This window comes from Klebsiella sp. ME-303 (assembly GCF_007910085.1).
In the GTDB taxonomy this organism is placed as follows: Bacteria; Pseudomonadota; Gammaproteobacteria; order Enterobacterales; family Enterobacteriaceae; genus Klebsiella; species Klebsiella michiganensis.
On sequence record NZ_VOJB01000072.1, the window covers coordinates 5776 to 32270 of the forward strand.

Sequence of the window (26495 nt, forward strand, 5' to 3'; positions counted from 1 at the left end):
CCTCCAGCGCCTGATGGGCATCTTCCCCGCTGGCCATAAAGTGCAGCCGATGTCCCTGTTTTGCGCCGAGAGAAACCACCCGCATCAGATTTTTGGCGTCAACAATAGCGGAACGGGTGTCGAGATTTTCCACCCGAATTTGCGATCGCCACTGCTTCACCGCTTTCACCAGTACAGCGCTTGGCCGCGCGTGCAGTCCATGGGGATTGCGCAGGGTAAAAGTCGCCTCTTCATCGAACGCCGGGGGCGGTTCCATCTCTTCCCCTTCGGCCGGGAAGATATTGCCGGCCAGAATCTCCAGCACCGCCTGCGGACTCTCAGCGCGCGATAGCGCTGCAGGTACGCGTTCGTCGCTCAGGGCGTGGGTAAGCTGGCGAAGAATATCAAGGTGTTCGTTGTCCTGCGCGGCGATCCCCACAATCAGATAAGCCGCTTGTTCTTCTCCCCAATCCACCCCCTGCGGGCAAGCCAGTACTTTGACACCGGTTTTCAGTACCGCATCGCGGCTCTGCGGCGTGCCGTGAGGAATGGCAATACCGTTGCCAAGATACGTGCTGATTTGTCCTTCGCGTTCGCGCATGCCGTTCAGATAAGCGGGCGTGGTATGCCCGGCTTCGGTTAATCTGCCAACGACGCGTTGCAGCGCTTCATCTTTCGTTTTGATCGCGCGATCGAAATGGATATCTGCGCAAGTCAGTTGCATAAATAGCTCCTTATTTAATGGCACCGGCAAGCGTCGCTGCTTCCTGGGTCCGTTTTTGCCATAGCCTCCAGCATCCCAGCATGACCGCGCCGCAGGCGGAACCGGCGAGAATACACAGCACCCACATTAGCGGTTTACTTACCAGCGGCAGGATCAGGAAGCCGCCGTGCGGAGCAGGAACCTGGATTTGCAGGCTATAGCTGAGAATCGCAGAGATGGAAGAGGCGATCATCATCATGGGGATGACGCGTAAAGGATCTTTCGCGGCGAATGGAATAGCGCCTTCAGTAATATGGGTGCAGCCGAGGATATAGTTGACCATCCCGGCGGCGCGCTCTTCTTCACTGAAGCCTTTCGGGAAGAAGGTTGTCGCCAGCGCGATAACCAGCGGCGGCGTAATACAGGCGGCGGAAACCCCGGCCATAAAGAAGTAGTTCCCCTGGCCAAGCAGCAGCGTACCGGTGACGTAGGCGGCTTTATTCACCGGACCGCCGAAGTCGAAGGAGCACATCGCGCCTACCACAATGCCCAGCAGAATCGGGTTTGCTTCCTGTAATGAACTCAGCCAGTTCATCATCGCGTTGTTGATGGCGGCGACAGGTTGACCCAGCAGCACCATCATCACGCCTATTACCAGCACGCCAACGAGCGGCATAATGAAGATCGATTTCAGCCCTTCATACTGACGCGGCAGGCCGTTGAGCATATTGCGGATCAGCAACATAAAATAACCGGCGGCGAAACCAGCGATAATCCCGCCGAGAAAGCCTGCGCCGGTCGCGTTGGCCAGTAAGCCGCCGACGAAGCCCGCAACCATACCGGGGCGGCCGGAAATAGACCAGGCGATATAAGCGGTAAAAATCGGCACCATGATTGAGAAGGCCTGCTGGCCTACTTTCATCAGCGTCGCGGCAATAACGTTATACTGCGGCGAGTTCGGATCGGCTGAGTAGATACCCCACAGGAAGGAGATGGCAATTAAAATCCCCCCGGCAACCACAAACGGCAGCATGTTGGACACGCCGCTCATCAGGTGCTTATAAACCTGGCGTCCGAAAGACTCTTGCGCGTATTTCTCCGGTGACTCCGGCGAGGAAGAAATACCCTGACGGCGCGACGCCTGGCCGCCGATCACTTTATTAATTAAATCGACCGGATGATGAATGGCTTCTTTAACCGGAACCTCAATGACCGGCAGACCATTAAATCGCTCGGCGTTAACGTCTTTATCGGCGGCAATAATTACACCATAAATATCTTCTAAATCCGCGGGGGTAATGGCATTTTCAACGCCGGAAGCCCCGTTGGTTTCCACTTTAATGTCGACATTTAATTTCTTCGCTGCGGTTTTTAAGGCTTCTTCAGCCATAAAAGTATGCGCAATACCCGTAGGGCAGCCGGTAACTGCAATAATTTTTTTCATAATCGGACCTTTATAATTGAACGACCTGAATTTGCTGTAATAATTCTTCTGTGCGTTGTAAATTTCCTAATCCGGCGGAACCGGCGACGTCGGCGCCGGTCGCGCTGGCTAGTGCCAGGGCGTGAGCGACATCGTCTTCGTTAATCCATTTACTGAGAAAGGCGCCCAGCGCGGCGTCGCCGGCGCAGGCGGAGCTGACCAGTTCAATTTTCGGTGCGGAGCAAAACCACACGCTTGCGCCATCGGAAAAGTAAAGGCCCTCCGCGCCCATCGTCAGCAGCACGTTGCGAGCGCCCAACTGATGCAGGGTACGCATAGCTTCGCGTACCTGCTGATGGTTGCTGACGTCGAGACCAAATATTTCCCGCAGCTCGTCATCGTTGGGTTTGATCAACAATGGCCGTAATTCCAGCAGCTGGCGCAGAACCGGATGGCTGATATCGAGGATAATCTCGCAGCCTTTCTGCTGACATAATTCAATGATCTCGCTATAGAACCGGCTTTCAATTCCCGGCGGCAGGCTGCCGCTGATCGCTAAATAATCCCCGGAGGTGACGCATTGCAGATGATGAATAACCTGCTGTTTACACTCGTCATCAATTTTTGCACCGGGGTTAACGAGCTTATATTCCTCTGCGCCGTCATTTATAAAAATATTAATTCGGGTTGGCTCAGATACCCATGTCGGCGTCACTTTAATTTTTTTCTGACGTAACTCTTCCACGATATAACGGCCAGTGAAACCACCGAAAATACCCATAATGTGAGTGGGTTGCTGATAGTGATTTAATATCAGCGAAACGTTCACTCCTTTGCCATTCGGGCAATATTCGGTGTGCCGGGTTCGGTTCACTGCCGACGGCTTCAGCGGATCGCAAAAGATATTCATATCGATTGCCGTATTGAGTGTCAGGGTATGGATCACGACATTGCTCCTTCGATCCGAAAATTACAGTTGTCCTTCACAGCCACAAACGTGAATGACTTTGCGTACGATATCCTTCATCGCCGCTTTGGCCGGTTTCATGTAATGACGCGGATCGTTAGCGTCCGGATTTTCCTCGAAGTACTGCTTCAGGGCATCGGAGAACGCGATTTTCAGCTCGGTAGCGACGTTGACTTTGCACACGCCCAGAGAGATTGCCCGGCGGATATCGCTATCGGCCAGCCCGGATGCGCCATGAAGAACCAGAGGGACGTCAACGCGATCGCGAATGGCGGCGAGGCGCTCAAAATCGAGTTTGGGTTCTGCGGCGTACATGCCGTGCGCCGTACCGATAGCCACCGCCAGCGAGTCGATGCCGGTGCGGGTGACAAATTCGCGCGCCTGTTCCGGGTTGGTATACAGCGCATCTTTTGCATCGACCACCAAATCATCCTCCACGCCGCCCAGACGGCCGAGTTCGGCTTCAACGCTGGCATCATAGCGATGGCTCAGTTCAACCACGCTCTTGACTAACGCGACGTTTTCTTCAAAAGGCGAGTGTGAACCGTCGATCATGACCGAGCGGATACCGGCCTGCACTTTATGCATGATATCGGTCAGATCTTCATGGTGATCGAGGTGGACCGCTAAGGGAAGATCCCAGTATTTAGCCAGATCGCGAGCGATCGCCACCACGTTCCCGGTTCCTGCATAGCTATAAGTTCCCAGGGTGCCGGCAAGGATCAGCGGAGAACGCAGTTCGGCGGCGGTTTCTACCACCACCTGCATCGTTTCCAGGTTGTGGATATTAAAGGCGGGAACGGCATAGCCGTGGCGCTGAGCTTTCAACAGCATGTTTTTACTCGAAATAATGTACATTCGTTCTCCTTTACTTTCATGTTGTAAGTACTTTTGTGTTTTGAATCTTCATTTTGAAAGTAATGTAGCGATCGTCTCGACGTATTGTTGTGATCAATCGCACACAACAGTGATGTAATTTTAAAAATGAAAGTTATATAGTCTTGTTTGTTTTCTTTTTTAAAAGTATCTTAAATGACGATGTTTTATGTAACTTACTGAATTAAATGTTTTTAAATCGACGTGAAACAGGTATGGAAGGCCTTGCGTTTGACAATGCAGCGGGGAAATTTAAAAATGAAAGTTATTCTGGGAGAAAATAAGAAGGCACAACACTGTGGCAAAACCGTCTACAAGTCTGCTGAAAAGGCGCCTGGACATCGCGGAGATCGTGCGCAAGAACGGAGAGATCAAAGTCGACGATCTGGCTGAAATGCTGGCTGTATCTGGGGTAACGATCCGTAATGACCTGAACTACCTTGAACAGCAGGGCTACCTTAAGCGCTCGTTTGGCGGCGCAATTTACACTTCCCAGGCCGGCGCTCCGGTCGCCCTGGCTCAGGAAGCCCCGGTTGCCACGGACAAAGCGCTGGAGACCGAAATGGCGCGCCAGATCGCTGCGCAGATCGAAGATAGCGAAACGCTGTTCCTGGGGCAGGGATCAATCTTACGCAAAGTGATCCCTTTCCTTGCCGGTTATGACGAGCTCTGCCTGCTATTAAACGACCTGGCGCATGTGCCGCTGGCGCAGGAGTTCCTGAATGGAGAAACCGTGCTGCTCGGCGGTGTGTTGGGGAGTAGCGGCAAAATAGTCGAAGGCGATCTGGCGCTGAGCGCGCTGGGTCATTATCGTCCCTCGCGAGCGCTGATCGCTGTCGACCACATTGCTGAAGATGGCACCTTAAGCGTCAGACAGGAAGCCAGCGCCCGCCTGCTGAGCGAAGCGGTGGCGCAAAGTGAGAGGGCGATTGCGGTCGTCGCGCATCGTCCGGTGTATGGCGACAAGCGCTACCCGATTGGCGATTTGCAGCAAATTAGCGGCATCGTGACGCCGCAGATTGTCGCCGCGGAGTATCATGCCCGCCTTCTCGCCGCTGGCCTGACTAACAGCTATACCAATAACGAGTGCCTGACATGGCTCAACCCTGCTTTGCAAAAGGCAAAGTAAAGGAGCGATGATGAATGTGACCATTTGCACCATCGGCGAACTACTGGTGGAGTTTCTGGCAAAAGAAGAGAACCAGGGCTTTTCGCGCCCGGGAGAGTTTTGGGGGCCATATCCCAGCGGCGCGCCGGCAATTTTCGCCGATCAGGTGGCAAAGCTGGGGTTAGGGTCGGTGCTTTTTAGCTGCGTTGGCAACGATGCGTTTGGTGAAATGAATATCGCGCGGCTGGAAAGCGACGGCGTGAATATTAATGGCATCGCCATACTGCAGAAGGCGACCACCGGCAGCGCTTTTGTGAGCTACCGCAGCCAGGCGCAGCGCGATTTTATTTTTAATATGCCGAACAGCGCCTGCGGCCTGCTAACCGCTGACCATATTGACGATACTCTGCTTAGCCAGTGCAACCATTTTCACATTATGGGCTCTTCGCTGTTTTCGTTTCGCATGATCGACGCGATGCGTAAAGCGATTGAAAATATCAAAGCGCGCAACGGCACGGTTTCGTTCGATCCGAATATCCGTAAAGAGATGCTTAATATCCCTGAAATGTCGCAGGCCTTTGAGTATATCCTTGATTACACTGATATCTTTTTGCCCAGCGATGGCGAACTGGATTACTTTGGCCTCAACCCGGGGCGCGATGAACAGGTGCTGGTGGATAAGCTTTTAAAGCGCGGCGTTAAGCACGTGGTGATTAAACGCGGCCCGCGCGGAGCGAGCTATTTCAGCGCCCGGGAAATGCATCATGTTGCCGGTTTTCATGTCCCGGTCGTGGACCCAACGGGAGCTGGCGACTGCTTCGGTGCGACCTTTGTCAGCCTGTTCCTGTCCGGCGCATCGCCGCAGGAGGCACTGAGATGGGCCAACGCCAGCGGTTCTCTGGCGATTTCCCGCCGTGGCCCGATGGAGGGAACGTCCACGAAGGCGCAGATAGAGGCCTTTCTTAACGCGCATCAATAGCAGAGGTATCCCGCCCGAAGCATCACGAGCGGGATAAATTGCTGATTCGATCACGTCACCGGCGCCGGGTTAAACACCGCCAGCTGATTGTGCAATCCCCACTGATCCGAGAAGGTCTTCTTGCGGCCGCTGGCGACATCAAGAATAAATTCAAACAGCTTCAGCCCAACCTCTTCGATGGTTTCTTCTCCGGTGGCGATGGTTCCCGCGTTGATATCCATTAAGTCATACCAGCGGTTTGCCAGCTCGGTACGCGTCGCCATTTTTATGACCGGCACGGCGACCAGGCCGTACGGCGTACCGCGACCGGTAGTAAAGACCTGCACCGTGATCCCGGAAGCCACCTGCTGAGTACCGCAGACAAAGTCGCTCGCCGGCGTCGCGGCGTAAATCAGCCCGCGTTTGGTCGGGCGCTGCCCCGGAGAGAGCACTTCGGCAATCGCGCTCTTCCCGGATTTAGCGATAGAGCCCAGCGCTTTCTCGACGACGTTCGCCAGGCCGCCTTTCTTGTTGCCCGGGGAGGGGTTGGCGCTGCGGTCGGTTTTGCCCATATCGAGATAGTTATCGTACCAGGCCATCTCCTCCAGCAGGCGTTTTCCGACTTCTTCGTTGATGGCGCGCGGCGTCAGCAAGTGGATCGCATCGCGCACTTCGGTGACTTCCGAGAACATAACGGTCGCCCCGCAGCGCACCAGCAGATCGGATGCGTAGCCCACCGCCGGGTTGGCGGTGACGCCAGAAAACGCATCGCTGCCGCCGCACTGCATACCGACAACCAGCTCGGAGGCCGGGCAGGTTTCACGCTGGCGCTGGTTCAGCTTCTCCAGGTGGCGCTCGGCGACCTGCAGAATGTCATCCACCATTGATTTAAAACCAACGTGCTTCTCATCCTGCAGGCTGACGATGCTGGCGCTATCCACGGGGATACTTTTCACATCGTCGGTGCCTTCCAGCAGGCGCTCCGGCTGCAGTTTTTCGCAGCCAAGGCCAATCACCATCACTTCGCCGCCGAAGTTTGGATTGAGCGCCAGATTATGAATGGTGCGGATCGGGACGACCGCCGCCGGGGCGTTAATCGCCACGCCGCAGCCATACAGGTGGTTCAGACCCACAACGCCATCGACGTTGGGATACTTCGGCAGCAGATCGCGTTCGATAATTTTCACCACGTAATCGACGACGCCCGCCACGCAGTGCACGCTGGTGCTAATGCCGAGCAGGTTTTTGGTGCCCACGCTACCGTCGGCGTTGCGATAGCCTTCGAAGGTATAGCCTTCCAGCGGCGGCAGCGGCGCCGGGACTTTGGTCGCCAGCGGTAGGGTATGCAGCGGCGGCGCTTTCGGTAGTTCGACCAGCGATTCGTCAATCCAGCTGCCCTGCGGAATATCGCGTACCGCATAGCCAATCACTTCGCCATAGCGGATGATTTCACCGTGGACGGGAATATCGACCAGCGCGACTTTGTGGCCTTGCGGGATATGTTCAACGAGCGTGAGCCCGTCGGGGAAACGCGTTCCGGCCTTTAAACCTCGATCGTTAACAATAATCGCCACGTTATCCGTTTCGTCTACTTTTATATAAAACGCCGTTGGCGATTCTTGTCTAATTTCAATGTCAGCCATTGTCCAGTATTCTCCAGCAAGGTGCGAATAATAAAATAAAACGTTTATATCCGTCATATTTCAAGCTGCATGTGCGCTGGATTTCCTCGCTCACCCCAGTCACTTACTTTAGTAAGCTCATGGGGATTCCCTGCGTTGCCGCCTTCATGCAACTCGAAATATTTAGGGTATATTCAATTTCTGATGTGCAGATTTGTGAAATAGAGAATGTCAGGTGTTTGAATCTGAAAATGTGATCTAAATCACCCATTGCTGCGCGGGCGAATACGTTAAAGAGGGAAATCGCTGGAACTGTGGAACAGCGCCCACTGATTATTGCATTTGCACAACAATAACGATAATTAAACGCCATTTACAGGTTATATGCACAGTGTTTAACGCTCGCAAGCTGATTATACTGAGTCATGCTTGCAATGCGCCGGATAAGTAAATCGATACCTTCTGATATTGATTTCTGAATAATAAATAATCACACCAAAATAAATAATGGAAGGTGTGTTGTACCTGAGGAATATTAGATGAGTCTGGATGCAACGATAGAACAGAAAAAGGAAGTGCCAACTCGATATTTAATTTTGTTGATCATTTTCATTGTTACCGCCGTTAACTATGCCGACCGGGCGACGCTCTCGATCGCCGGTACAGAGGTGGCGAAAGAGCTGCAGCTGAGCGCGGTCTCGATGGGCTATATTTTCTCTGCTTTCGGCTGGGCCTACCTGCTGATGCAGATCCCCGGCGGCTGGCTGCTCGATAAATTTGGCTCGAAGAAAGTCTACTCTTACAGCCTGTTCTTCTGGTCGCTGTTTACCTTCCTGCAAGGCTTTGTGGATATGTTTCCACTGGCGTGGGCGGGTATCTCAATGTTTTTTATGCGCTTTATGCTGGGTTTCTCTGAAGCGCCATCTTTCCCGGCAAACGCCCGTATCGTCGCGGCGTGGTTTCCGACGAAAGAGCGCGGGACCGCATCGGCGATCTTTAACTCCGCGCAGTATTTCTCCCTGGCGCTGTTCTCGCCGCTGCTGGGCTGGCTGACCTTCGCCTGGGGTTGGGAGCACGTCTTCACCGTCATGGGCGTGATTGGCTTTGTGCTGACCGGTCTGTGGATAAAACTGATCCACAACCCCACCGACCACCCGCGCATGACGCAGGAGGAGCTGAAGTTTATCTCCGAGAACGGCGCCGTCGTTGATATGGACCATAAAAAGCCCGGCAGCACGGCGGCCAGCGGACCTAAACTGCACTATATCAAGCAGCTGTTGACCAACCGCATGATGCTGGGCGTATTCTTCGGCCAATATTTTATCAATACCATCACCTGGTTCTTCCTCACCTGGTTCCCGATTTATCTGGTGCAGGAAAAGGGCATGTCGATTCTGAAAGTGGGTCTGGTCGCATCGATTCCGGCGCTGTGCGGTTTTGCCGGCGGCGTGCTGGGCGGGGTGTTCTCCGACTATCTGATTAAACGCGGTTTTTCCATCACCGTGGCGCGTAAGCTGCCGATCGTCCTCGGAATGCTGCTGGCTTCCACCATCATTCTGTGTAACTACACCGATAACACCGCGCTGGTGGTGACCCTGATGGCGCTGGCTTTCTTCGGTAAAGGGTTCGGCGCGCTGGGCTGGCCGGTGATTTCCGATACCGCGCCGAAAGAGATTGTCGGCCTGTGCGGCGGCGTCTTTAACGTATTTGGTAACGTCGCTTCCATCGTAACCCCGCTGGTTATCGGTTACCTGGTGAGCGAGCTGCACTCATTCAACGCAGCGCTGGTCTTCGTCGGATGCTCAGCCCTGATGGCGATGGTTTGCTATCTGTTTGTGGTCGGCGACATCAAACGCATGGAACTGCAGAAATAATTAACGGTTAAGTGACAAGGTATAAACGATGAACAACGATATCTTCCCGAACAAATTTAAGGCGGCCCTGGCGGCGCATCAGGTTCAGATTGGCTGCTGGTCCGCGCTGGCGAGCCCGATTAGCACCGAAGTTTTAGGTCTGGCAGGTTTCGACTGGCTGGTACTGGACGGCGAACATGCGCCGAACGACATCTCAACCTTTATCCCGCAGCTGATGGCGCTGAAAGGCAGCGCCAGCGCGCCGGTCGTTCGCGTACCGACCAATGAGCCGGTGATTATTAAGCGTCTGCTGGATATCGGTTTTTATAACTTCCTGATTCCGTTTGTCGAAACGGAAGAGCAGGCGGTTAACGCCGTCGCCTCAACCCGCTATCCGCCAGAAGGCATTCGCGGCGTATCCGTCTCGCACCGCGCCAATATGTTTGGCACCGTGCCGGATTACTTCGCGCAGTCGAACAACAACATCACCATCCTCGTGCAAATCGAGAGCCAGCAGGGCGTGGATAACGTTGATGCGATAGCCGCCACGACGGGCGTTGACGGTATTTTTGTTGGCCCAAGCGATCTGGCCGCTGCGCTGGGCCATCTGGGCAATGCTTCCCATCCGGAAGTGCAGAAAGCTATCCAGCACATTTTTGCCAGCGCGAAAAAGCACGGTAAGCCGAGCGGCATTCTGGCGCCGGTTGAAGCCGACGCGCGCCGCTATCTGGAATGGGGCGCGACCTTTGTTGCCGTCGGCAGCGACCTGGGCGTTTTCCGTTCTGCCACGCAGAAGCTGGCTGACTCCTTTAAGAAATAACCACCACCGAAACTAGAGAGATAAAGACATGACAATGAAAGTTGGTTTTATTGGCCTCGGTATCATGGGTAAACCAATGAGTAAAAACCTCCTCAAGGCAGGTTACTCGTTGGTGGTTGCTGACCGTAACCCGGAAGCGATTGCCGAAGTGATTGCCGCAGGCGCAGAAACCGCCGCGTCAGCGAAAGCGATTGCCGAGCAGTGCGATGTGATCATCACCATGCTGCCGAACTCCCCGCACGTGAAAGAGGTGGCGTTGGGTGAAGGCGGCATTATTGAAGGCGCGAAGCCGGGCACCGTGCTGATCGATATGAGCTCCATCGCGCCGCTGGCGAGCCGCGAAATCAGCGAAGCGCTGAAAGCGAAAGGCGTCGATATGCTGGATGCGCCGGTCAGCGGCGGCGAACCGAAGGCCATCGACGGTACGCTGTCGGTGATGGTGGGCGGGGATAAAGCGATTTTCGACAAATATTACGATCTGCTGAAAGCGATGGCGGGTTCGGTGGTGCATACCGGCGAGATCGGCGCGGGCAACGTGACCAAGCTGGCCAACCAGGTGATCGTGGCGCTGAACATTGCGGCGATGTCCGAAGCGCTGACGCTGGCGACCAAAGCGGGCGTGAACCCGGATCTGGTATATCAGGCCATCCGCGGCGGGCTGGCCGGGAGTACCGTACTGGATGCCAAAGCGCCAATGGTGATGGACCGCAACTTCAAGCCGGGTTTCCGTATCGATCTGCATATCAAAGATCTGGCGAATGCGCTGGACACTTCTCACGGCGTGGGCGCCCAGCTGCCGCTGACCGCCGCGGTGATGGAGATGATGCAGGCGCTGCGCGCCGACGGTTTGGGTACCGCCGACCACAGCGCGCTTGCATGCTACTACGAAAAACTGGCGAAAGTGGAAGTCACTCGCTAACAAGAAGGGCGCGGATGCGCGCCCTGTAATTCTTGCCTCGCGCGGCACTGTCAGGCTACATAACTATGAAAATCGTAATCGCCCCAGACTCTTATAAAGAAAGCCTCTCGGCCACCGAGGTTGCTCAGGCTATAGAAAAAGGTTTTCGGGAAATTTTCCCCGATGCGCTCTACGTGAAGGTTCCTCTCGCCGATGGCGGAGAAGGTACCGTTGAGGCGATGATTGCCGCGACGCAGGGAACCGAAATGAGCGCCTGCGTGACGGGGCCGCTGGGTGTTCCGGTTAATGCCTGCTGGGGGCTCTCCGGCGACGGCAAAACCGCGTTTATCGAAATGGCTGCGGCCAGCGGGCTGGGGCTGGTGCCGCCCGCTCAGCGTAACCCGCTATTGACGACGTCGCGCGGTACCGGCGAGCTGATTTTGCAGGCGCTGGATCATGGGGCGAAAAATATCATCATTGGCATTGGCGGCAGCGCCACCAATGACGGCGGCGCGGGGATGGTTCAGGCGCTGGGCGCGCGTCTCTGCGATGCCAACGGCGTGGAGATTGGCAACGGCGGCGGTAGTCTGTGTAGCCTCAATTCGATAGATCTCTCCGGTCTTGATGCGCGACTGCATGATTGCGCTATTCGGGTCGCCTGCGATGTCACCAATCCGCTGACTGGCGATACTGGCGCATCAAGGATATTTGGTCCGCAGAAAGGGGCTACCGAAGCGATGATCCGCGAGCTGGACAGCAACCTGGCGCACTATGCGGACGTTATTAAGGCCGATCTGCATGTCGATGTGAAGCAGGTTGCCGGCGCGGGCGCGGCGGGCGGTATGGGCGCAGCGCTGATGGCGTTCCTGAACGCTGAATTACGCAGCGGGATTGAAATCGTGACCCAGGCGCTGAATCTGGAAGAGCATATCCTCGATTGTTCGCTGGTGGTGACCGGTGAAGGCCGGCTGGATAGCCAGAGTATTAACGGTAAAGTGCCGGTTGGCGTGGCGAACGTGGCGAAAAAGTATCATAAGCCGGTAATTGGCATTGCCGGTAGTCTGACCCGGGACGTCGGCGTGGTTCACCAGTATGGGATTGATGCGGTGTTTAGCGTACTGACCAGCGTAACGACGCTCGAAGAGGCGTTTCGCGGCGCGGCGGACAATATTTATCATGCGTCGCGTAATATTGCGGCGACATTGCAGGTTGGGATGGCGACGGAAGGATGACAACCGTCGGTAAACCCTCTATACTGCGCGCCGAAGCTGACCAGACAGTCGCCGCTTCGTCGTCGTCCTCTTCGGGGGAGACGGGCGGAGGGGAGGAAAGTCCGGGCTCCATAGGGCAGGGTGCCAGGTAACGCCTGGGGGGCGCAAGCCCACGACCAGTGCAACAGAGAGCAAACCGCCGATGGCCCACGCAAGTGGGATCAGGTAAGGGTGAAAGGGTGCGGTAAGAGCGCACCGCGCGTCTGGTAACAGTTCGCGGCACGGTAAACTCCACCCGGAGCAAGGCCAAATAGGGGTTCATAAGGTACGGCCCGTACTGAACCCGGGTAGGCTGCTTGAGCCAGTGAGCGATTGCTGGCCTAGATGAATGACTGTCCACGACAGAACCCGGCTTAACGGTCAGCTTCCTCATTCAAAGAAAACCCTCGTCAGCAATGGCGGGGGTTTTTGCTTCATACGGCAGGTTGAAACACAGGGCAGATGAATGCCAGTCCACGACGCTATACCCCAAAAGAAAGCGGCACAATGGAGGAAACAGGTCTGCCATCAACCGCATTATGACTCATGCGGTTATGCGTCCTTCTCGCTTAATTAATATATTTAAAATAAATGAATTCAATTATAGCATTCATGTTTATTATGTATCTCCTGATTTAACTACATTTATGCGAACTATTTTTTACATTTCGTCATCGGCTTATGAAAAATAATAGCCAGCCACATCGGTGATAATTAATCAGGATAAAACAAAAAATGAAATTAATGACTCGCATTGCAGTGACAACCGTCCTCGCTACGGGCTTCTCAATGGCGGCACAGGCTGCGGATGTTAACGCTGCGCCAGCCCCGGCGCAGGATCCGATTGTCCAACACTTAAAATTGACCCAGGATCAGGTAACGAAAATTAAAAGCCTGCACCAGCAGCTGGAAAAAAACGTTCAGCAGATCTCCCAGAAGGATATTAAAGACGGCGTATTATTTGATGTGATTGATTCCGGAAAATGGAATGAAAAAGCGGTCAAAGATCAGCTGGCGGCGTTTAGTAAAGTCGAACAGCAGGTCCGCTATTATCGCGTGAAGTACTATTTTGATGTGAATCAGGTCCTGACGCCAGAACAGCGTAAGCAGGTCCAAAAAGATTTAGCTCAGGCGCTGAGTGAGTAAATCTATCGGCCCCGGCCGGGGCCGATATTGACGTCAGGCGACGCTTTCTTCTTCCTGGAGCCGTATCTCCGCTTCTGCGACGATCGCCTCCAGTTCGCTCAACATCTCTTCATAACCAAAGCTAACCGTTGTCATGGTTTCTGGCTGCGGCTGCGATGCTGCCAGCACCGCTTTTTTTGTTTTCTTCTTGCCCACTGACACACTCCCTTACTGCCGTTGTTACACAGGTAAATCTATCAGCAAAGCGCGCAGCGGCGTATCGGCAACGAGGGTAATGTTAGCTTCGTCACGAATAAACGCGCCATCGCCGCAGGTCAAAGCCTGTTTCTCTTCTTCCTGCACTCGCGCATGTACCGTGCCGTGAATCGACTGCAGGTAGGCGCGCGGGCCGTGGAGCTGCACGTTAAGCTGCTCGCCTTTCGCCAGATTGATATGGTGGATCCATACCTGCTGGCGCAGCTGGAGACTGTTCTGGCTGCCGTCCGGCGAAGCCAGCAGCTGCTGCGCTCCCTCGGCGATAGCGATTTTTTGCACCAGCGGGTTTTCATGCTGCGGGCAGGCGTCCAGCCACAGCTGGATTCGCGTCAGCGAGCTCTCTTTGCTCAGGTTGTGCTCGCTGTAGCTCACGCCGGGCTGGGTGGATATCAGCAGCGCTTCGCCAGCTTTAGCCTGGATATGGTTGCCATCGCTGTCGCGGTATTCCGCTTCACCTTCCAGTATCAGGTTCAGAATGTCGACTTTCGGATAGGTACGCGGCTGGAACGACGCGCCGGGCGCCAGGACTTCCTGGTTGAGCACGCGCAGCGACGCGTAACCTAGCAATTTCGGGTCGAAGTAGTGGCCAAAGGAAAAGGTGTAGCGGGCCTGCAGCCAGCCGAAGTCGGCTTGACCGCACTGTTTGGCTGTTCGGGTTGTAATCATCTTCTTGACCTCTCTTTACACTAAATCAATGGTAAAGGTATGGACGCTGTATTGTTAGCCAGATATTCTGCCCGGTATGTTCAAATTTCCTGAATGAGAGAACGATGGCTAAAGAGAGAGCATTAACGCTGGAAGCGTTACGCGTTATGGATGCGATTGACCGGCGCGGAAGCTTTGCGGCGGCGGCTGATGAGCTTGGTCGGGTGCCTTCAGCGCTCAGCTATACCATGCAAAAGCTGGAAGAAGAGCTGGATGTCGTTCTGTTTGACCGTTCAGGTCATCGAACAAAATTCACCAACGTTGGCCGAATGCTGCTCGAGCGCGGGCGCGTTCTGCTGGAAGCGGCGGATAAGCTGACAACCGATGCCGAAGCGCTATCGCGCGGCTGGGAAACGCACCTGACCATCGTCACCGAGGCGCTGGTACCTACCACCGACCTGTTTCCGCTAATTGAAAAGCTCGCGACCAAATCGAACACCCAGCTGTCGATTATTACCGAAGTGCTGGCCGGAGCATGGGAGCGTCTTGAGCAGGGGCGGGCGGATATTGTCGTTGCGCCGGATATGCATTTCCGTTCCTCCTCGGAAATTAACTCCCGTAAGCTCTACTCGGTTATGAGCGTCTACGTTGCCGCCCCCGACCATCCCATTCACCTCGAGCCTGAGCCGCTTTCTGAAGTCACGCGCGTGAAGTATCGCGGCGTGGCGGTGGCGGACACCGCCCGCGAACGTCCGGTGCTGACGGTGCAGCTGCTTGATAAACAGCCGCGATTAACCGTGAGCTCGATCGAAGATAAACGCCAGGCGCTGCTGGCAGGGTTGGGCGTCGCCACGATGCCCTATCCGCTGGTTGAGCGGGATATTGCCGAAGGGCGCCTGCGGGTGGTCAGCCCGGAATACAGCAACGAGATCGACATTATTATGGCCTGGCGCCGGGACAGCATGGGTGAGGCAAAATCATGGTGTCTGCGGGAAATCCCGAAGCTATTTATGGCCAGATAAAACAAAATGCGCCCCTTTTTGACGAGGGGCGCATGGTCAGTAAGAGGTCGGTTTCGGGTCCGGCCCGAAGCGGTTATTGCCGGGAGTGCCGTTCTGGCAATTGAAGACCAGGATCACCAGCCAGCCGATCACGGGGATCAGCAGCAATAACAGCCACCATGCCGAGCGGTCGGTGTCGTGCAATCGACGAAACTGCACCGCCCACCACGGTAAGAATATCAGCACGCCATAGATGGTCGTCAGAATGCCTTCCCCTCCGGCGCGCTGCCATCCGAGCATTTTATCAATAATGCTGAGTACGCCGGTCAGGATGATGTTGACCAGAATAAACATCCAGTACTCTTTGCGCCGGGCGCGGCCGCCAAATCCAATGTAGTTTTTTAATACTTTAAGATACCAGTCCATTTTTACGCCTCGATTAACCGTCAATCACTTGTTTTTAAAGCGATCGAAATAAGAATAGACGTGAATGAAATGCTGGTAAATATTTGTTTTGTGAATTATTGGGCGCGGTAAATGGCGCCCAACGGATTAGCGGAAGCGAAGATCGCGGCCGTGCGGTTCGTTAAGATCCTGCTGCGGGCCGACGGAGATAATCCCGGTTGGGTTGATCGTCTTATGGCTACGGTAGTAATGGTTGCGAATATGGGCAAAATCCACCGTTTCCGCCATGCCCGGCATCTGGTAGATATCGCGCAGGAAGCCATAAAGATTGAGATAATCGCTGATGCGGCGTTTGTCGCATTTAAAGTGGGTCACATACACCGGGTCGAAACGAACCAGGGTGGTCCACAGACGAATATCGGCCTCCGTCAGCTGGTTACCGGTCAGGAAGCGGTGTTGACCAAGGATTTGTTCCAGACGCTCCAGAGACGTAAATACCCCATCGACCGCTTCGTCATAGGCCTGCTGGCTGGTGGCGAATCCGGCTTTATAGACCCCGTTGTTGACGTTGTCATAGATCCAGCCGTTCAGCTCATCAATTTGCGCGCGCAGCTCAGGCGGGTAGTAATCTCCAGCGCGGGCACCCAGTCCGTCAAATGCGGTATTCAACATGCGGATGATTTCCGCCGACTCATTGCTGACGATGGTTTGCTGCTTTTTGTCCCACAATACCGGCACCGTGACGCGCCCGCTGTAGTGGGGATCGGCATGCAGATAAAGCTGATAAAGAAATTCGTGCTGGTAGAGGGTATCGCCCGTCGCTGCCGGGAAGCTATCGTCGAAAGTCCAGCCGTTCTCGAACATCAGGGGGTTGACCACGGAGACGGAGATAAACGGCTCCAGTCCTTTCAGGCTGCGCAGGATCAGGGTGCGATGCGCCCATGGGCAGGCCAGAGAAACGTACAGATGGTAACGGTCTTTTTCCGCAGCGAACCCGGCTTCGCCGCTTGGGCCCGGCGCGCCGTCGGCGGTTAGCCAGTTGCGAAAGGCGGACACAGAACGCTTAAATCGCCCTCCGGTGGATTTGGTGTCATACCAGGTATCGTGCCAGACGCCGTCAACTAATTGTCCCATTATTTCCTCCTTCAGATAGCAAAAGCGAGGAGAAGTCCCCTCGCTTTTTTATTTACTAGTATAGTGCGCTTACCACTTTTTATTCAGGACGCGGTCAATACTAAAGGCGCCTGGACCGGTGATAGCCAGCAGCAGGAAGCCGCCTGCGATGCTCAGGTTTTTCATGAACATCAGCGAGTTCACGCCCTCAGCAAAGTTGCTGTGGAACAGAAACGCGGTCAGCACGGTGAAGCCTGCGGTGAACAGCGCGGTGGTGCGGGTCAGGAAACCGAACAGAATCGCCAGACCGCCGCCGAATTCAAGCAGGATAACCAGCGGCAGCATAAACCCAGGGACGCCCATGGCTTCCATATATTGTTGAGTACCCGCATAACCGGTGATTTTTCCCCAACCTGCGGTGATAAACAGAATGGGCATCAGAATGCGCGCTACCAGTACACCAACATCTTCTAATTTTTTCATTTCTTACTCCAGAAAACCCAAAGGGCGGCGATTTTGTTTTTTGGTGCAATCCTGCGTAGTTACGCGGGCTTGCTGTCGATGGAGAGGATATTAGCGAGGATGAGATGTGATTGTTAGCAAGGAAAACTGTAGATCTTCTTCAAAGTTTCTGAGTAATTATTGATAAAGGACATGAATGTAAGTGGGGCTGTAGCGGGTCGTACAGGCGGTGCTGCGCAAAATGACGGCAGACGCTGAAAGGCGAAAGCGGTCTGCTGGTGAGCAAGAAGAGGGGCAAACCTGACGGGGACAGTGGGGATTGAGGGATGCCGGGCGGCGGCTGGCGCCGGACCCGGTCATTAGCCTTAGCGCGAGGTGGCCTGACGCAGCAGATTGCGTGCCATCCGCCAGGTGCTCCAGATACCGAGGCTGCGCTTTGCCCAGCGCATCAAAAAGCGCGGATGGCGAACGGACCATATTGCTACGATGCCGCTGCCGACCATCGCCCATGAACGCAGATTGAGGAAGGTGTTCCAGCCGCGATCAATGGGCGCGGTCGCTTCAATCCAGTGGCGGTGGCTGGCGCTAAGGTCCAGCCGCTGCTGTTGGATCAGGCGCAGCAAAAGCGCTTTTTGTCGTTCGCGTTCCTGCTGTTCGCGGCTCATGGCTTATCGTCCTCCAGCAATGCGCGGTCGTTAGCCAGCTCCTGACGCGTGAAGCGCAGGAACGTTGAACGTCGGGCTTTGCGTAAGGTCCAGATACCGCCAATGAGCGCTGCCAGCAGCAGGATAGCGGTGGTGGCGATCATCACGTTGAGCCGATACTGCGCATCGACGGCCCAGATGATGAGCACCAGCATGCTCATCAGCCCGAACGCGGCAAACAGCAGCGTCAGCCCGAGCATCAGGAACAGCTGGAAGAGATTGGCTTTCTCCTCTTCCAGCTCCACGACGACCAGGCGCAGGCGCGTTTCCACCATCTCGACCAGCAAAGTGACTATTCGCTGACCGATGCCGAAAACGCTTTGCCCAGGTCCTTGCGTGCTTTTAGAGTTCGCCATAATTAACGACGCGTCAGCAGGACACCCAGTACCAGCCCGACGGCAGCACCAATTCCCACGCCGGTCCAGGGGTTTTCACGGACGTATTCATCTGCACGCGCAGCGGTTTCTCGCGTTTGCTTCAGGAGAGCATCGCTGGTTTCACCCAGTCGAGCACGGCTTTCCTTCAGCGCGCTTTCGGCTTTACTGCGCAGCTTACCAATCTCTTCTTTCGACTTATCCGTGGAGGAGTTCAGCACTTCTTCCAGGGTATCAGCCAGCGTCTTCAGTTCCGCACGCAGGTCTTCTGCAACGTTATCTTTAGCCATGTTTATCTCCTGTTAAAGTGGTCCATATTGGTCTTGCTTAATCGATTAGTACTCGCGAGACTGCAGCTCTTTCAGTTCCTGCTGCGCTTCATCAAGTTTACGTTGACGCTTGCTGATTTTGTCAGCATCGCCTTTCTGTTCGGCTTCGCGCAGGTCGTTCCGACGTTCGGTAATTTCTTCCTGCTGTTTGGCGATTTTTTTCTGGTGATCGGCTTTGAGCTGGCTGTCGCTGCAGTGCGCTTTTACTTCGCTCAGCGCCTTTTTCAGACCGTCAATACGGTGCTGGTTATGATGCTTTTCTGCGTAGCTGATCTCCCGCTGGATATCCTGCTCTTTTTCCTGGCAAGGGGAGATGGCAAAGGCGCTGGCGCTCAGTGATGACAGAACCAGGATCAAAGCGATGCGGTGTTTCATGGATACGACCTTCCATTGTGTGGGGGAATATCTCAGGATATCCCCTATCCAGTTGAGTAACGTGAGTCTGGTGACGCCCGCAAACTTAATGATAGTAAGTAAACCGGGAAATCACCAAACAGGGTGAATATATTCGGAATTTTCGTGGATTACCCGAATCTGTGCGGCGTATCGCGCAGGCGCGAAATCCAGGCGGTAGGCGAATCATCGTCTTCCACTAAAGCGATAATATAACCATGCGGTAGAGCGCGGCCCAAAACTTCTTTTGCCGCAGCGCCCTGAGCGCTGGAGTCAAACTTGATAAGCAAACCGTCATTCTGCGGCGTAATGCTTTTAAAACGGATACCGTTAGCGTCGAGATGGTGCCAGACGGAAAAACCGTCCGGCATGCTGATACCCTGACTAACGGGACGAATAGCCAGCGTGGATTCCTGCTGTTGCACGGTGAGCCAGAGCCAGAACAGGCCGCACAGGAGTAGCGAACCGCCCAGCACCCAGCTTATCTGACGCAGAGAGGAGCGTGTCATCTCCATTGTTAGCCCCGGCTTCTGTATTTTTTCTTCCACAGGACAATCAGCGAACCTATCAGGCCAAACACCAGCAGCGCGACGGGCAGCAGCATCAGGCAGGACATCAGCTGATCTTCATACTTCAGGAATACCGGCGTTTTCCCCAGCAGGTATCCCAGCGAGGTCAGAATCAGAACCCACAGCAGCCCGCTCATCCAGTTAAAAAACTGGAAGCGTGTGCTGCTCAGGCCTGATAGCCCGGCGATGGTCGGCAGCAGCGTACGAACGAAAGCAATAAAGCGGCCAATCAGCAGTGCGGAAAGCCCGTGCTTATGGAACAGGTGATGCGCGCGCTGATGATAGTGCGAAGGGAGGTGCGATAGCCAGTTTTGTACGATTCGCGTATTGCCCAGCCATCGGCCCTGAATATAGCTCAGCCAGCAGCCGAGACTTGCCGCCGCGGTGAGCAGCAGCAGCGTTTCCGGAAAGCCCATCGCGCCTTTAGCTATCAGGACGCCGACCAGCACAAGCAGGCTATCGCCGGGCAAAAAGGCGGCGGGCAGCAAACCGTTCTCAAGGAACAAAATCATAAATAAGACAAAGTACAGCATGCCAATCATGGAGGGATTAGCGAGAGTTTCGTAATCCTGAGCCCACAAGGCGTTCAATAATTGGGTTAATAGTTCCATTCACGATTCCTGGTACATCGGTTAACGGCACGTCTGAACGCGGTATATGCACGGCGACATAGCTTTTTATTAGATTATGGTCGCTACTGCGCTCTGAACGGTTCCCTGTTTAAAAGTGAAGTAAGCCAAAGCTTACTCTCAGAACGACAAAATGCATCTAATTGTAACAAACCCGCTGACTTTACGTCATAGAAATTGCAGTTTGTTGCATTCTGATTTTGCTGATTGCGAAGGAGGGTGGCGAGTGTATTTACACAGGCTGACACTATATATGCTTTGCTTACCCTGAGGCTTTGCGGGCAGCGGAGGAATCGCTGCCCTGCAGAAGGAGAACGTCTATTTTACGCCGTTGGCGGCCGTATCGAGATGAACCACGGGATTATCGGCAAACAGGTAGCGATCGGCATTGAATTCAAAGTCGTCGCTGGTTTCGTTGAACAACATCAGCTTGGTATTTTCCAGATGCTGCCACATCGCCAGCTTAGCCGCATGCGGATCTTTGCGAATCAGCGCTTTAAGAATTTGGTCATGATCGTCGCACCAGTTATCGACGGTACGTGAGTCGATATGGTCGTGCAGTTTTTTCCAGTACGGGTTATGCACGCGCTGGGTCCACATTTTTTCGACGATAGCGGCTAACGCCGTATTTTGCGTCGCCAGCGCGACCTGGACATGGAACTGAAGATCCCATTCGGAATCGCGGAAGCACTTCTCTTTACGCGCTTTTTCCTGGATTTCCATCAGCTTCATGATGTCCTGCTTGGTCACCTGAGTCGCCGCGAATTCGGCAATATTGCTTTCTATCAGCTGACGGGCCTGCAACAGCTCAAAAGGACCATAATTGGCAAATTCCAGCGATTCGTCGGCAATTTGCTGATGTTTTGGATGATTAGAGATGACGTGGATGCCGGAGCCTTTGCGGACCTCAACGTAGCCTTCAACTTCCAGCATAATGATGGCTTCGCGAACCACGGTACGACTTACGCTTTTTTCATCCGCGATAAACCGCTCTGCGGGTAGCTTATCGCCCACAAGGTAGACACCTTGTTCAATGCGCGTTTTAAGCTCAGCAGCAAGCTGCTGATACAGACGACGCGATTCAGTGATTTCCATATTCGCTCCCGGGAGATGGCGACAATATTGGATTTGTTATACCACTTTTACGCGCTTCTCACCATAAGAAGAGACGAAAAAGCCGCCTTAATCAAGGCGGCTTTCGGAGAGGATAACTCGCGTGCGTCTAACTTTGCGTGGCGGGTTTACTCGTTTCCAGCGGCGTCGTGTCGTCATCCGCCGGTTTATTTTTCAGCACGGTCCAGATAACCACGGCGCCCAGCACATCGAAAACCGCCAGCACGGCGAACAGCGGGCTAAAGCCGATAGTGTCCGCCAGCGCGCCAACCACCAGGGCAAACATCGTGCTCGCCAGCCAGGCGGCCATACCGGTCATGCCGTTCGCCGTCGCTACTTCGTTACGCCCAAACACGTCGGAAGAGAGGGTAATTAACGCACCGGACAGCGCCTGGTGAGCAAAGCCGCCGACGCACAGCAGGGCGATAGCGACAAACGGGCTGGTGAACAGACCGATCATCCCCGGGCCAATCATCAGCACCGCGCCCAGGGTGACGACCATTTTGCGCGAAACGATGAGGTTAACGCCAAACCAGCGCTGGAACAGCGGCGGCAGATAGCCCCCAACGATACAGCCAAGATCGGCAAACAGCATCGGCATCCACGCAAACATCGCGATCTCTTTCAGGTTAAAGCCGTAGACTTTAAACATGAACAGCGGGATCCAGGCGTTGAAGGTCCCCCACGCCGGCTCGGCAAGGAAACGCGGCAGGGCGATACCCCAGAACTGACGGTTGCGCAGAATCTGCCACGGCGACATTTTCTTGCCGTTGTTGGTCTGATGCTGAGATTCCTGGCCGCCGATAATGTAGTCGCGTTCTTCTTCAGTTAATTTTTTCTGATCGCGCGGGTGTTTGTAGAAAATCAGCCACGCCATCGCCCAGGCAAAGCTCAGAACGCCGGAGATAATAAACGCCATCTGCCAGCTGTGCATCACGATGGCCCAAACCACCAGCGGTGGGGCAATCATGGCGCCGATCGAGGAGCCGACGTTGAAGTAGCCGACGGCGATTGAACGCTCTTTTGCCGGGAACCATTCGGAGCTGGCTTTCAGGCCCGCAGGGATCATTGCCGCTTCGGCGGCACCCACCGCGCCGCGCGCCAGCGCCAGACCGCCCCAGCTTCCCGCCAGCGCCGTAGAGCCGCAGAACACCGCCCATGCGATAGCAAAGAAGGCATAGCCGATTTTAGTGCCTAAAACATCCAGCACGTAGCCGGCAACGGGTTGCATAACGGTGTAGGCAGCGGAATAGGCCGCGATGATATAGGAATACTGTTGGGTGGAGATGTGTAACTCTTCCATCAGAGTCGGCGCAGCTGCCGCCACAGTGTTACGCGTTAGGTACCCCAGCACGGTACCTAACGTCACCAGTGCGATCATGTACCAACGTAACCCTTTAATTTTACGCATGTAAACCTCATCGTTTGTTATATATCCGCAGCGGGTGCGGCTATCTTCCAGCCCTGTAACTGAGGCGAAGAAGGTGAAACGGAGGGTTCAGGAGAGGAAACCTCGTATGGCCCGAACCTTGCCATTAACTGTTGTGTCTAATTCGGTGTCCATACCGGTAAATCCGACGTGATAGTTCGTCGGTAATGCATTCCGTCGGTTTATATGTTTCGACGGCAGCAAGATAACTTGTCATACAACTTCAAAAGTTGAGTGACGTCACAAAAGTGGGAAAGTTTGTGTGGGCATTCGTTCATGCGAAAAAGGCCAGAGCTGGCGCGCTCTGGCGGGGCGTTTACTCCTTTCATGGTACTTTTTTTGTCATCGTTTATTGATCTAACTCACGAAAAATACTTCGGCCTGTGGAAATTGGTGTGATAACTTTGTCAGCATTATAGTCAATCATCTGATGGGCTCCCCAGGGGGCGAAGAGGACACGAAAATGACACCGTTTATGACCGAAGATTTTCTGCTTGATACCGAGTTTTCCCGCCGCCTGTACCACGATTACGCGAAAGACCAGCCGATTTTTGACTATCACTGCCACCTGCCGCCGCAGCAGATCGCGGAGAATTATCGTTTCAAAAATCTGTATGACATCTGGCTGAAAGGCGATCACTATAAATGGCGCGCGATGCGTACTAACGGCGTAGCCGAGCGTTTGTGCACCGGCGATGCTTCCGATCGCGAGAAATTTGACGCCTGGGCGGCCACCGTACCGCATACCATCGGTAACCCGTTATACCACTGGACGCATCTTGAGCTGCGCCGTCCTTTTGGTATTACAGGTAAGGTTCTCTCTCCGGCGACGGCGGATGAAATCTGGAATCAGTGCAACGATCTGCTGGCGCAGGATAGCTTTTCCGCTCGCGGCATCATGCAGCAGATGAACGTGAAAATGGTCGGCACCACCGACGATCCGGTCGATTCGCTGGAACATCACGCCTCCGTCGCTAAAGACAGTTCATTCTCCGTGAAAGTACTGCCGAGCTGGCGCCCGGACAAAGCCTTCAATATCGAACAGGCCACCTTCAACGACTACATGGCGAAGCTGGGCGAAGTGTCTGACACCGACATTCGCCGCTTTGCCGACCTCCAGTCCGCGCTGACCAAACGTCTGGATCACTTCGCCGCTCACGGTTGTAAAGTTTCTGACCACGCGCTCGACGTGGTGCTGTTCGCCGAAGCCAACGAAAGCGAACTGGATAGCATCCTGGCGCGTCGTCTGGCGGGTGAAGCCCTCAGCGAGCATGAAGTCGCGCAGTTCAAAACGGCGGTTCTGGTCTTCCTCGGCGCGGAATACGCCCGCCGCGGCTGGGTGCAGCAGTACCACATCGGCGCGCTGCGCAACAACAACCTGCGCCAGTTCAAACTGTTAGGGCCGGATGTAGGGTTTGACTCCATTAACGACCGCCCGATGGCGGAAGAGCTGTCCAAACTGCTCAGCAAACAGAACGAAGAAAACCTGCTGCCGAAAACGATCCTCTACTGCCTGAACCCGCGCGACAACGAAGTGCTGGGTACCATGATCGGCAACTTCCAGGGTGAAGGCATGCCGGGCAAGATGCAGTTCGGTTCCGGCTGGTGGTTCAACGATCAGAAAGACGGTATGGAACGTCAGATGACCCAGCTGGCGCAGCTTGGCCTGCTGAGCCGCTTTGTCGGGATGCTGACCGATAGCCGCAGCTTCCTCTCCTACACCCGTCATGAATACTTCCGCCGCATCCTGTGCCAGATGATTGGCCGCTGGGTTGAAGCGGGAGAAGCGCCGGCGGATATTCAGCTGCTGGGCGAGATGGTGAAAAACATTTGCTTTAACAATGCGCGTGACTACTTCGCCATTGAACTGAACTAAGACCAGAGGTCGGTTGATATGCAATACATTAAAATCCATTCGCACGATAACGTCGCGGTAGCGTTGGCGGATATGGCGGCAGGCACGGTAGTCACCATTGACGGCGATACGGTCACGTTGGCGCAGGATATTGCGCGCGGGCATAAGTTTACGCTGCGCGGCATTGCGAAGGGAGACAACGTCATTAAGTATGGTCTGCCGATAGGGCATGCGCTGGCGGATATTGCGCCGGGGGAACATATCCACTCCCATAATACGCGTACTAACTTAAGCGATCTCGACGCGTACAGCTATCAACCGGATCTGATCGAACCCGCCGCGCAGCCGGCGGATCGCGACATCCAGATTTATCGTCGCGCCAACGGTGAAGTCGGGGTGCGCAACGAGCTGTGGATCCTGCCGACCGTCGGCTGCGTTAACGCCATGGCGCGCCAGATGCAGAACCGTTTTCTGAAGGAAACCAACGACGCGGAAGGTATCGACGGCGTTCATCTCTTCAGCCATACCTACGGCTGCTCACAGCTCGGTGACGATCACATCAACACCCGTACCATGCTGCAAAATATGGTGCGCCACCCGAACGCCGGGGCGGTACTGGTGGTCGGCCTGGGCTGCGAAAACAATCAGGTTGATGCCTTCCGCGAAACGCTGGGCGAGTTCGACCCTGACCGCGTCCACTTTATGATCTGCCAGCACCAGGATGACGAAGTGGAAGCCGGGCTGGAGCATCTGCGCCAGCTATATGAAGTGATGCGCCACGACAAGCGCGAGCCGGGTAAGCTGAGCGAACTGAAGTTTGGTCTTGAGTGCGGCGGCTCTGACGGTTTGTCCGGCATCACCGCAAACCCGATGCTGGGCCGCTTCTCGGATTATCTGATTGCCAACGGCGGCACCACCGTGCTGACCGAAGTGCCGGAAATGTTCGGCGCCGAGCAGCTGCTGATGAGCCACTGTCGCGATGAAGAGACGTTTGGCAAGCTGGTGACGATGGTTAATGATTTCAAACAGTACTTTATCGCTCATGACCAGCCGATTTATGAGAATCCATCGCCGGGCAACAAAGCGGGCGGTATCACGACGCTGGAGGATAAGTCGCTGGGCTGCACGCAGAAAGCGGGCTCCAGCCAGGTGGTCGACGTCCTGCGCTATGGAGAGCGGCTAAAAGTGCACGGCCTGAACCTGCTGAGCGCCCCGGGCAACGATGCGGTTGCGACCAGCGCCCTGGCCGGCGCGGGCTGCCATATGGTGCTCTTCAGCACCGGTCGCGGCACGCCGTACGGCGGTTTTGTGCCAACGGTGAAAATTGCCACCAACAGTGAACTGGCGGCGAAGAAAAAACACTGGATCGACTTCGATGCCGGTCAGCTGATTCACGGTAAAGCGATGCCGCAGCTGCTGGAGGAGTTTGTCGATACCATTGTGGCCTTTGCGAACGGTAAGCAGACCTGCAATGAGCGTAATGATTTCCGCGAACTGGCGATATTCAAAAGCGGCGTCACCCTTTAATTACTCGTCATCTTTCGCACCACCGCTGCGGCGTGAAATCTTATTGAGTAATAAATGGAGTCGTTTCAAAAGCGGCGTTTCAGAGTATG

At 54.7% G+C, this 26495-nt stretch carries 28 protein-coding genes and 1 other RNA gene; 11 read left to right on the forward strand and 18 right to left on the reverse strand.

Translation table 11 applies throughout. The annotated features are described in order from the left end of the window. From FQK12_RS10790 to FQK12_RS10805, 4 genes are all read right to left on the reverse strand, one after another. The coding region (locus FQK12_RS10790) for an HPr family phosphocarrier protein (protein WP_261393062.1) at window positions 1–703 on the reverse strand (703 nt) is incomplete at its 3' end. Between the two features lie 10 nt (window positions 704–713). Further along, on the reverse strand, window positions 714–2126 hold the full coding sequence (locus FQK12_RS10795; protein ID WP_014226956.1) for a PTS fructose transporter subunit IIC: 1413 nt from the start codon (window positions 2124–2126) through the stop codon (window positions 714–716). 10 nt (window positions 2127–2136) lie between these two features. Beyond that, entirely contained in the window at window positions 2137–3051 is a 915-nt protein-coding gene (pfkB, locus tag FQK12_RS10800; protein ID WP_014226955.1) for a 1-phosphofructokinase, read from the reverse strand. A gap of 24 nt (window positions 3052–3075) precedes the next feature. Continuing rightward, entirely contained in the window at window positions 3076–3930 is an 855-nt protein-coding gene (locus FQK12_RS10805) for a tagatose bisphosphate family class II aldolase (RefSeq protein ID WP_014226954.1), read from the reverse strand. Window positions 3931–4282: 352 nt separating this feature from the next. Here FQK12_RS10805 and FQK12_RS10810 point away from each other — a divergent pair, with 352 nt between their 5' ends. Beyond that, window positions 4283–5077: a DeoR/GlpR family DNA-binding transcription regulator gene (locus FQK12_RS10810; RefSeq protein ID WP_162097181.1), complete on the forward strand. Its 795-nt coding sequence runs from the start codon at window positions 4283–4285 to the stop codon at window positions 5075–5077. A 10-nt stretch (window positions 5078–5087) separates the two neighbouring features. Next, a complete protein-coding gene (locus FQK12_RS10815) occupies window positions 5088–6035 on the forward strand; it encodes a sugar kinase (RefSeq protein ID WP_014226952.1) in 948 nt (315 codons plus the stop codon). Between the two features lie 50 nt (window positions 6036–6085). On the opposite strand, the gene garD is transcribed toward FQK12_RS10815, so the two are convergent. Then, a complete protein-coding gene (gene garD, locus FQK12_RS10820) occupies window positions 6086–7657 on the reverse strand; it encodes a galactarate dehydratase (RefSeq protein ID WP_014226951.1) in 1572 nt (523 codons plus the stop codon). Between the two features lie 518 nt (window positions 7658–8175). On the opposite strand from garD, the gene garP reads away from it, so the two are divergent. The 6 genes from garP (at window position 8176) to FQK12_RS10850 (ending at window position 13603) form a co-directional block, all read left to right on the forward strand. Beyond that, complete coding sequence (garP, locus tag FQK12_RS10825) at window positions 8176–9510, forward strand: galactarate/glucarate/glycerate transporter GarP (RefSeq protein ID WP_014226950.1); 1335 nt, start codon at window positions 8176–8178, stop codon at window positions 9508–9510. 28 nt (window positions 9511–9538) lie between these two features. After that, window positions 9539–10309, forward strand: coding sequence for a 2-dehydro-3-deoxyglucarate aldolase (gene garL, locus FQK12_RS10830; protein WP_014226949.1), 771 nt, complete (start codon window positions 9539–9541; stop codon window positions 10307–10309). Between the two features lie 28 nt (window positions 10310–10337). After that, window positions 10338–11228 carry a 2-hydroxy-3-oxopropionate reductase gene (garR, locus tag FQK12_RS10835; protein WP_004105999.1) on the forward strand — a complete coding sequence of 297 codons (891 nt, stop codon included), beginning with the start codon at window positions 10338–10340 and terminating at the stop codon, window positions 11226–11228. Between the two features lie 65 nt (window positions 11229–11293). Further along, window positions 11294–12439 carry a glycerate 2-kinase gene (gene garK, locus FQK12_RS10840; protein ID WP_014226948.1) on the forward strand — a complete coding sequence of 382 codons (1146 nt, stop codon included), beginning with the start codon at window positions 11294–11296 and terminating at the stop codon, window positions 12437–12439. 32 nt (window positions 12440–12471) lie between these two features. Next, an RNA gene (gene rnpB / locus FQK12_RS10845) (RNase P RNA component class A) lies at window positions 12472–12850 on the forward strand. Between the two features lie 342 nt (window positions 12851–13192). Beyond that, on the forward strand, window positions 13193–13603 hold the full coding sequence (locus FQK12_RS10850; protein ID WP_014226947.1) for a Spy/CpxP family protein refolding chaperone: 411 nt from the start codon (window positions 13193–13195) through the stop codon (window positions 13601–13603). 33 nt (window positions 13604–13636) lie between these two features. On the opposite strand, the gene FQK12_RS27295 is transcribed toward FQK12_RS10850, so the two are convergent. Both FQK12_RS27295 and FQK12_RS10855 read right to left on the reverse strand, forming a co-directional pair. Beyond that, entirely contained in the window at window positions 13637–13798 is a 162-nt protein-coding gene (locus FQK12_RS27295; RefSeq protein WP_014226946.1) for a hypothetical protein, read from the reverse strand. Window positions 13799–13822: 24 nt separating this feature from the next. Continuing rightward, on the reverse strand, window positions 13823–14524 hold the full coding sequence (locus FQK12_RS10855; protein WP_014226945.1) for a pirin family protein: 702 nt from the start codon (window positions 14522–14524) through the stop codon (window positions 13823–13825). Between the two features lie 104 nt (window positions 14525–14628). Here FQK12_RS10855 and FQK12_RS10860 point away from each other — a divergent pair, with 104 nt between their 5' ends. Further along, window positions 14629–15525: a LysR family transcriptional regulator gene (locus tag FQK12_RS10860; RefSeq protein WP_014226944.1), complete on the forward strand. Its 897-nt coding sequence runs from the start codon at window positions 14629–14631 to the stop codon at window positions 15523–15525. 36 nt (window positions 15526–15561) lie between these two features. On the opposite strand, the gene FQK12_RS10865 is transcribed toward FQK12_RS10860, so the two are convergent. The 11 genes from FQK12_RS10865 to FQK12_RS10915 form a co-directional block, all read right to left on the reverse strand. Further along, window positions 15562–15930 (reverse strand): DUF805 domain-containing protein, encoded by a 369-nt coding sequence (locus tag FQK12_RS10865; RefSeq protein WP_004105984.1) that lies wholly within the window; start codon window positions 15928–15930, stop codon window positions 15562–15564. A gap of 126 nt (window positions 15931–16056) precedes the next feature. Beyond that, window positions 16057–17043 carry a glutathione S-transferase family protein gene (locus tag FQK12_RS10870; protein ID WP_014226943.1) on the reverse strand — a complete coding sequence of 329 codons (987 nt, stop codon included), beginning with the start codon at window positions 17041–17043 and terminating at the stop codon, window positions 16057–16059. 69 nt (window positions 17044–17112) lie between these two features. After that, window positions 17113–17505 (reverse strand): DoxX family protein, encoded by a 393-nt coding sequence (locus FQK12_RS10875; RefSeq protein WP_004125512.1) that lies wholly within the window; start codon window positions 17503–17505, stop codon window positions 17113–17115. A 344-nt stretch (window positions 17506–17849) separates the two neighbouring features. Then, a complete protein-coding gene (locus tag FQK12_RS10880; RefSeq protein ID WP_014226942.1) occupies window positions 17850–18149 on the reverse strand; it encodes a YqjK-like family protein in 300 nt (99 codons plus the stop codon). After that, complete coding sequence (locus FQK12_RS10885; RefSeq protein WP_004854455.1) at window positions 18146–18544, reverse strand: phage holin family protein; 399 nt, start codon at window positions 18542–18544, stop codon at window positions 18146–18148. Before FQK12_RS10885 ends, FQK12_RS10880 begins: the two co-directional genes overlap by 4 nt. Window positions 18545–18546: 2 nt before the next feature. Further along, window positions 18547–18852 (reverse strand): YqjD family protein, encoded by a 306-nt coding sequence (locus FQK12_RS10890; protein WP_014226940.1) that lies wholly within the window; start codon window positions 18850–18852, stop codon window positions 18547–18549. A gap of 45 nt (window positions 18853–18897) precedes the next feature. Further along, a complete protein-coding gene (locus tag FQK12_RS10895; RefSeq protein WP_014226939.1) occupies window positions 18898–19266 on the reverse strand; it encodes a DUF1090 domain-containing protein in 369 nt (122 codons plus the stop codon). Between the two features lie 149 nt (window positions 19267–19415). Then, window positions 19416–19793, reverse strand: coding sequence for an EnvZ/OmpR regulon moderator MzrA (gene mzrA, locus FQK12_RS10900; protein WP_161506366.1), 378 nt, complete (start codon window positions 19791–19793; stop codon window positions 19416–19418). An 8-nt stretch (window positions 19794–19801) separates the two neighbouring features. Next, window positions 19802–20464, reverse strand: coding sequence for a DedA family general envelope maintenance protein YqjA (yqjA, locus tag FQK12_RS10905; RefSeq protein WP_014226938.1), 663 nt, complete (start codon window positions 20462–20464; stop codon window positions 19802–19804). Window positions 20465–20800: 336 nt separating this feature from the next. Further along, entirely contained in the window at window positions 20801–21577 is a 777-nt protein-coding gene (gene exuR / locus FQK12_RS10910; protein ID WP_004854448.1) for a transcriptional regulator ExuR, read from the reverse strand. Between the two features lie 127 nt (window positions 21578–21704). Then, window positions 21705–23006, reverse strand: a complete 1302-nt coding sequence (locus FQK12_RS10915; protein WP_014226937.1) for an MFS transporter — start codon at window positions 23004–23006, stop codon at window positions 21705–21707. A gap of 481 nt (window positions 23007–23487) precedes the next feature. Here FQK12_RS10915 and uxaC point away from each other — a divergent pair, with 481 nt between their 5' ends. Both uxaC and FQK12_RS10925 read left to right on the forward strand, forming a co-directional pair. Next, complete coding sequence (gene uxaC / locus FQK12_RS10920; protein WP_014226936.1) at window positions 23488–24900, forward strand: glucuronate isomerase; 1413 nt, start codon at window positions 23488–23490, stop codon at window positions 24898–24900. Between the two features lie 18 nt (window positions 24901–24918). Continuing rightward, window positions 24919–26406, forward strand: a complete 1488-nt coding sequence (locus tag FQK12_RS10925; protein WP_014226935.1) for a UxaA family hydrolase — start codon at window positions 24919–24921, stop codon at window positions 26404–26406. Window positions 26407–26495 lie beyond the last annotated feature (89 nt).

What these genes read in the sequence shown, in the direction of transcription:
- garK (WP_014226948.1), top strand. Translation starts at nt 11,294, where the DNA reads ATGAAAATCGTAATCGCCCCAGACTCTTATAAAGAAAGCCTCTCGGCC.
- FQK12_RS10850 (WP_014226947.1), top strand. Translation starts at nt 13,193, where the DNA reads ATGAAATTAATGACTCGCATTGCAGTGACAACCGTCCTCGCTACGGGC.
- garD (WP_014226951.1), bottom strand. Translation starts at nt 7,657, where the DNA reads ATGGCTGACATTGAAATTAGACAAGAATCGCCAACGGCGTTTTATATA.
- FQK12_RS10815 (WP_014226952.1), top strand. Translation starts at nt 5,088, where the DNA reads ATGAATGTGACCATTTGCACCATCGGCGAACTACTGGTGGAGTTTCTG.
- FQK12_RS10875 (WP_004125512.1), bottom strand. Translation starts at nt 17,505, where the DNA reads ATGAAAAAATTAGAAGATGTTGGTGTACTGGTAGCGCGCATTCTGATG.
- FQK12_RS10870 (WP_014226943.1), bottom strand. Translation starts at nt 17,043, where the DNA reads ATGGGACAATTAGTTGACGGCGTCTGGCACGATACCTGGTATGACACC.
- garR (WP_004105999.1), top strand. Translation starts at nt 10,338, where the DNA reads ATGACAATGAAAGTTGGTTTTATTGGCCTCGGTATCATGGGTAAACCA.
- FQK12_RS10890 (WP_014226940.1), bottom strand. Translation starts at nt 18,852, where the DNA reads ATGGCTAAAGATAACGTTGCAGAAGACCTGCGTGCGGAACTGAAGACG.
- FQK12_RS10895 (WP_014226939.1), bottom strand. Translation starts at nt 19,266, where the DNA reads ATGAAACACCGCATCGCTTTGATCCTGGTTCTGTCATCACTGAGCGCC.
- FQK12_RS10860 (WP_014226944.1), top strand. Translation starts at nt 14,629, where the DNA reads ATGGCTAAAGAGAGAGCATTAACGCTGGAAGCGTTACGCGTTATGGAT.
- FQK12_RS10805 (WP_014226954.1), bottom strand. Translation starts at nt 3,930, where the DNA reads ATGTACATTATTTCGAGTAAAAACATGCTGTTGAAAGCTCAGCGCCAC.
- FQK12_RS10865 (WP_004105984.1), bottom strand. Translation starts at nt 15,930, where the DNA reads ATGGACTGGTATCTTAAAGTATTAAAAAACTACATTGGATTTGGCGGC.
- exuR (WP_004854448.1), bottom strand. Translation starts at nt 21,577, where the DNA reads ATGGAAATCACTGAATCGCGTCGTCTGTATCAGCAGCTTGCTGCTGAG.
- mzrA (WP_161506366.1), bottom strand. Translation starts at nt 19,793, where the DNA reads ATGACACGCTCCTCTCTGCGTCAGATAAGCTGGGTGCTGGGCGGTTCG.
- garP (WP_014226950.1), top strand. Translation starts at nt 8,176, where the DNA reads ATGAGTCTGGATGCAACGATAGAACAGAAAAAGGAAGTGCCAACTCGA.
- garL (WP_014226949.1), top strand. Translation starts at nt 9,539, where the DNA reads ATGAACAACGATATCTTCCCGAACAAATTTAAGGCGGCCCTGGCGGCG.
- uxaC (WP_014226936.1), top strand. Translation starts at nt 23,488, where the DNA reads ATGACACCGTTTATGACCGAAGATTTTCTGCTTGATACCGAGTTTTCC.
- FQK12_RS10855 (WP_014226945.1), bottom strand. Translation starts at nt 14,524, where the DNA reads ATGATTACAACCCGAACAGCCAAACAGTGCGGTCAAGCCGACTTCGGC.
- FQK12_RS10925 (WP_014226935.1), top strand. Translation starts at nt 24,919, where the DNA reads ATGCAATACATTAAAATCCATTCGCACGATAACGTCGCGGTAGCGTTG.
- FQK12_RS10880 (WP_014226942.1), bottom strand. Translation starts at nt 18,149, where the DNA reads ATGAGCCGCGAACAGCAGGAACGCGAACGACAAAAAGCGCTTTTGCTG.
- FQK12_RS10915 (WP_014226937.1), bottom strand. Translation starts at nt 23,006, where the DNA reads ATGCGTAAAATTAAAGGGTTACGTTGGTACATGATCGCACTGGTGACG.
- yqjA (WP_014226938.1), bottom strand. Translation starts at nt 20,464, where the DNA reads ATGGAACTATTAACCCAATTATTGAACGCCTTGTGGGCTCAGGATTAC.
- FQK12_RS10885 (WP_004854455.1), bottom strand. Translation starts at nt 18,544, where the DNA reads ATGGCGAACTCTAAAAGCACGCAAGGACCTGGGCAAAGCGTTTTCGGC.
- FQK12_RS10795 (WP_014226956.1), bottom strand. Translation starts at nt 2,126, where the DNA reads ATGAAAAAAATTATTGCAGTTACCGGCTGCCCTACGGGTATTGCGCAT.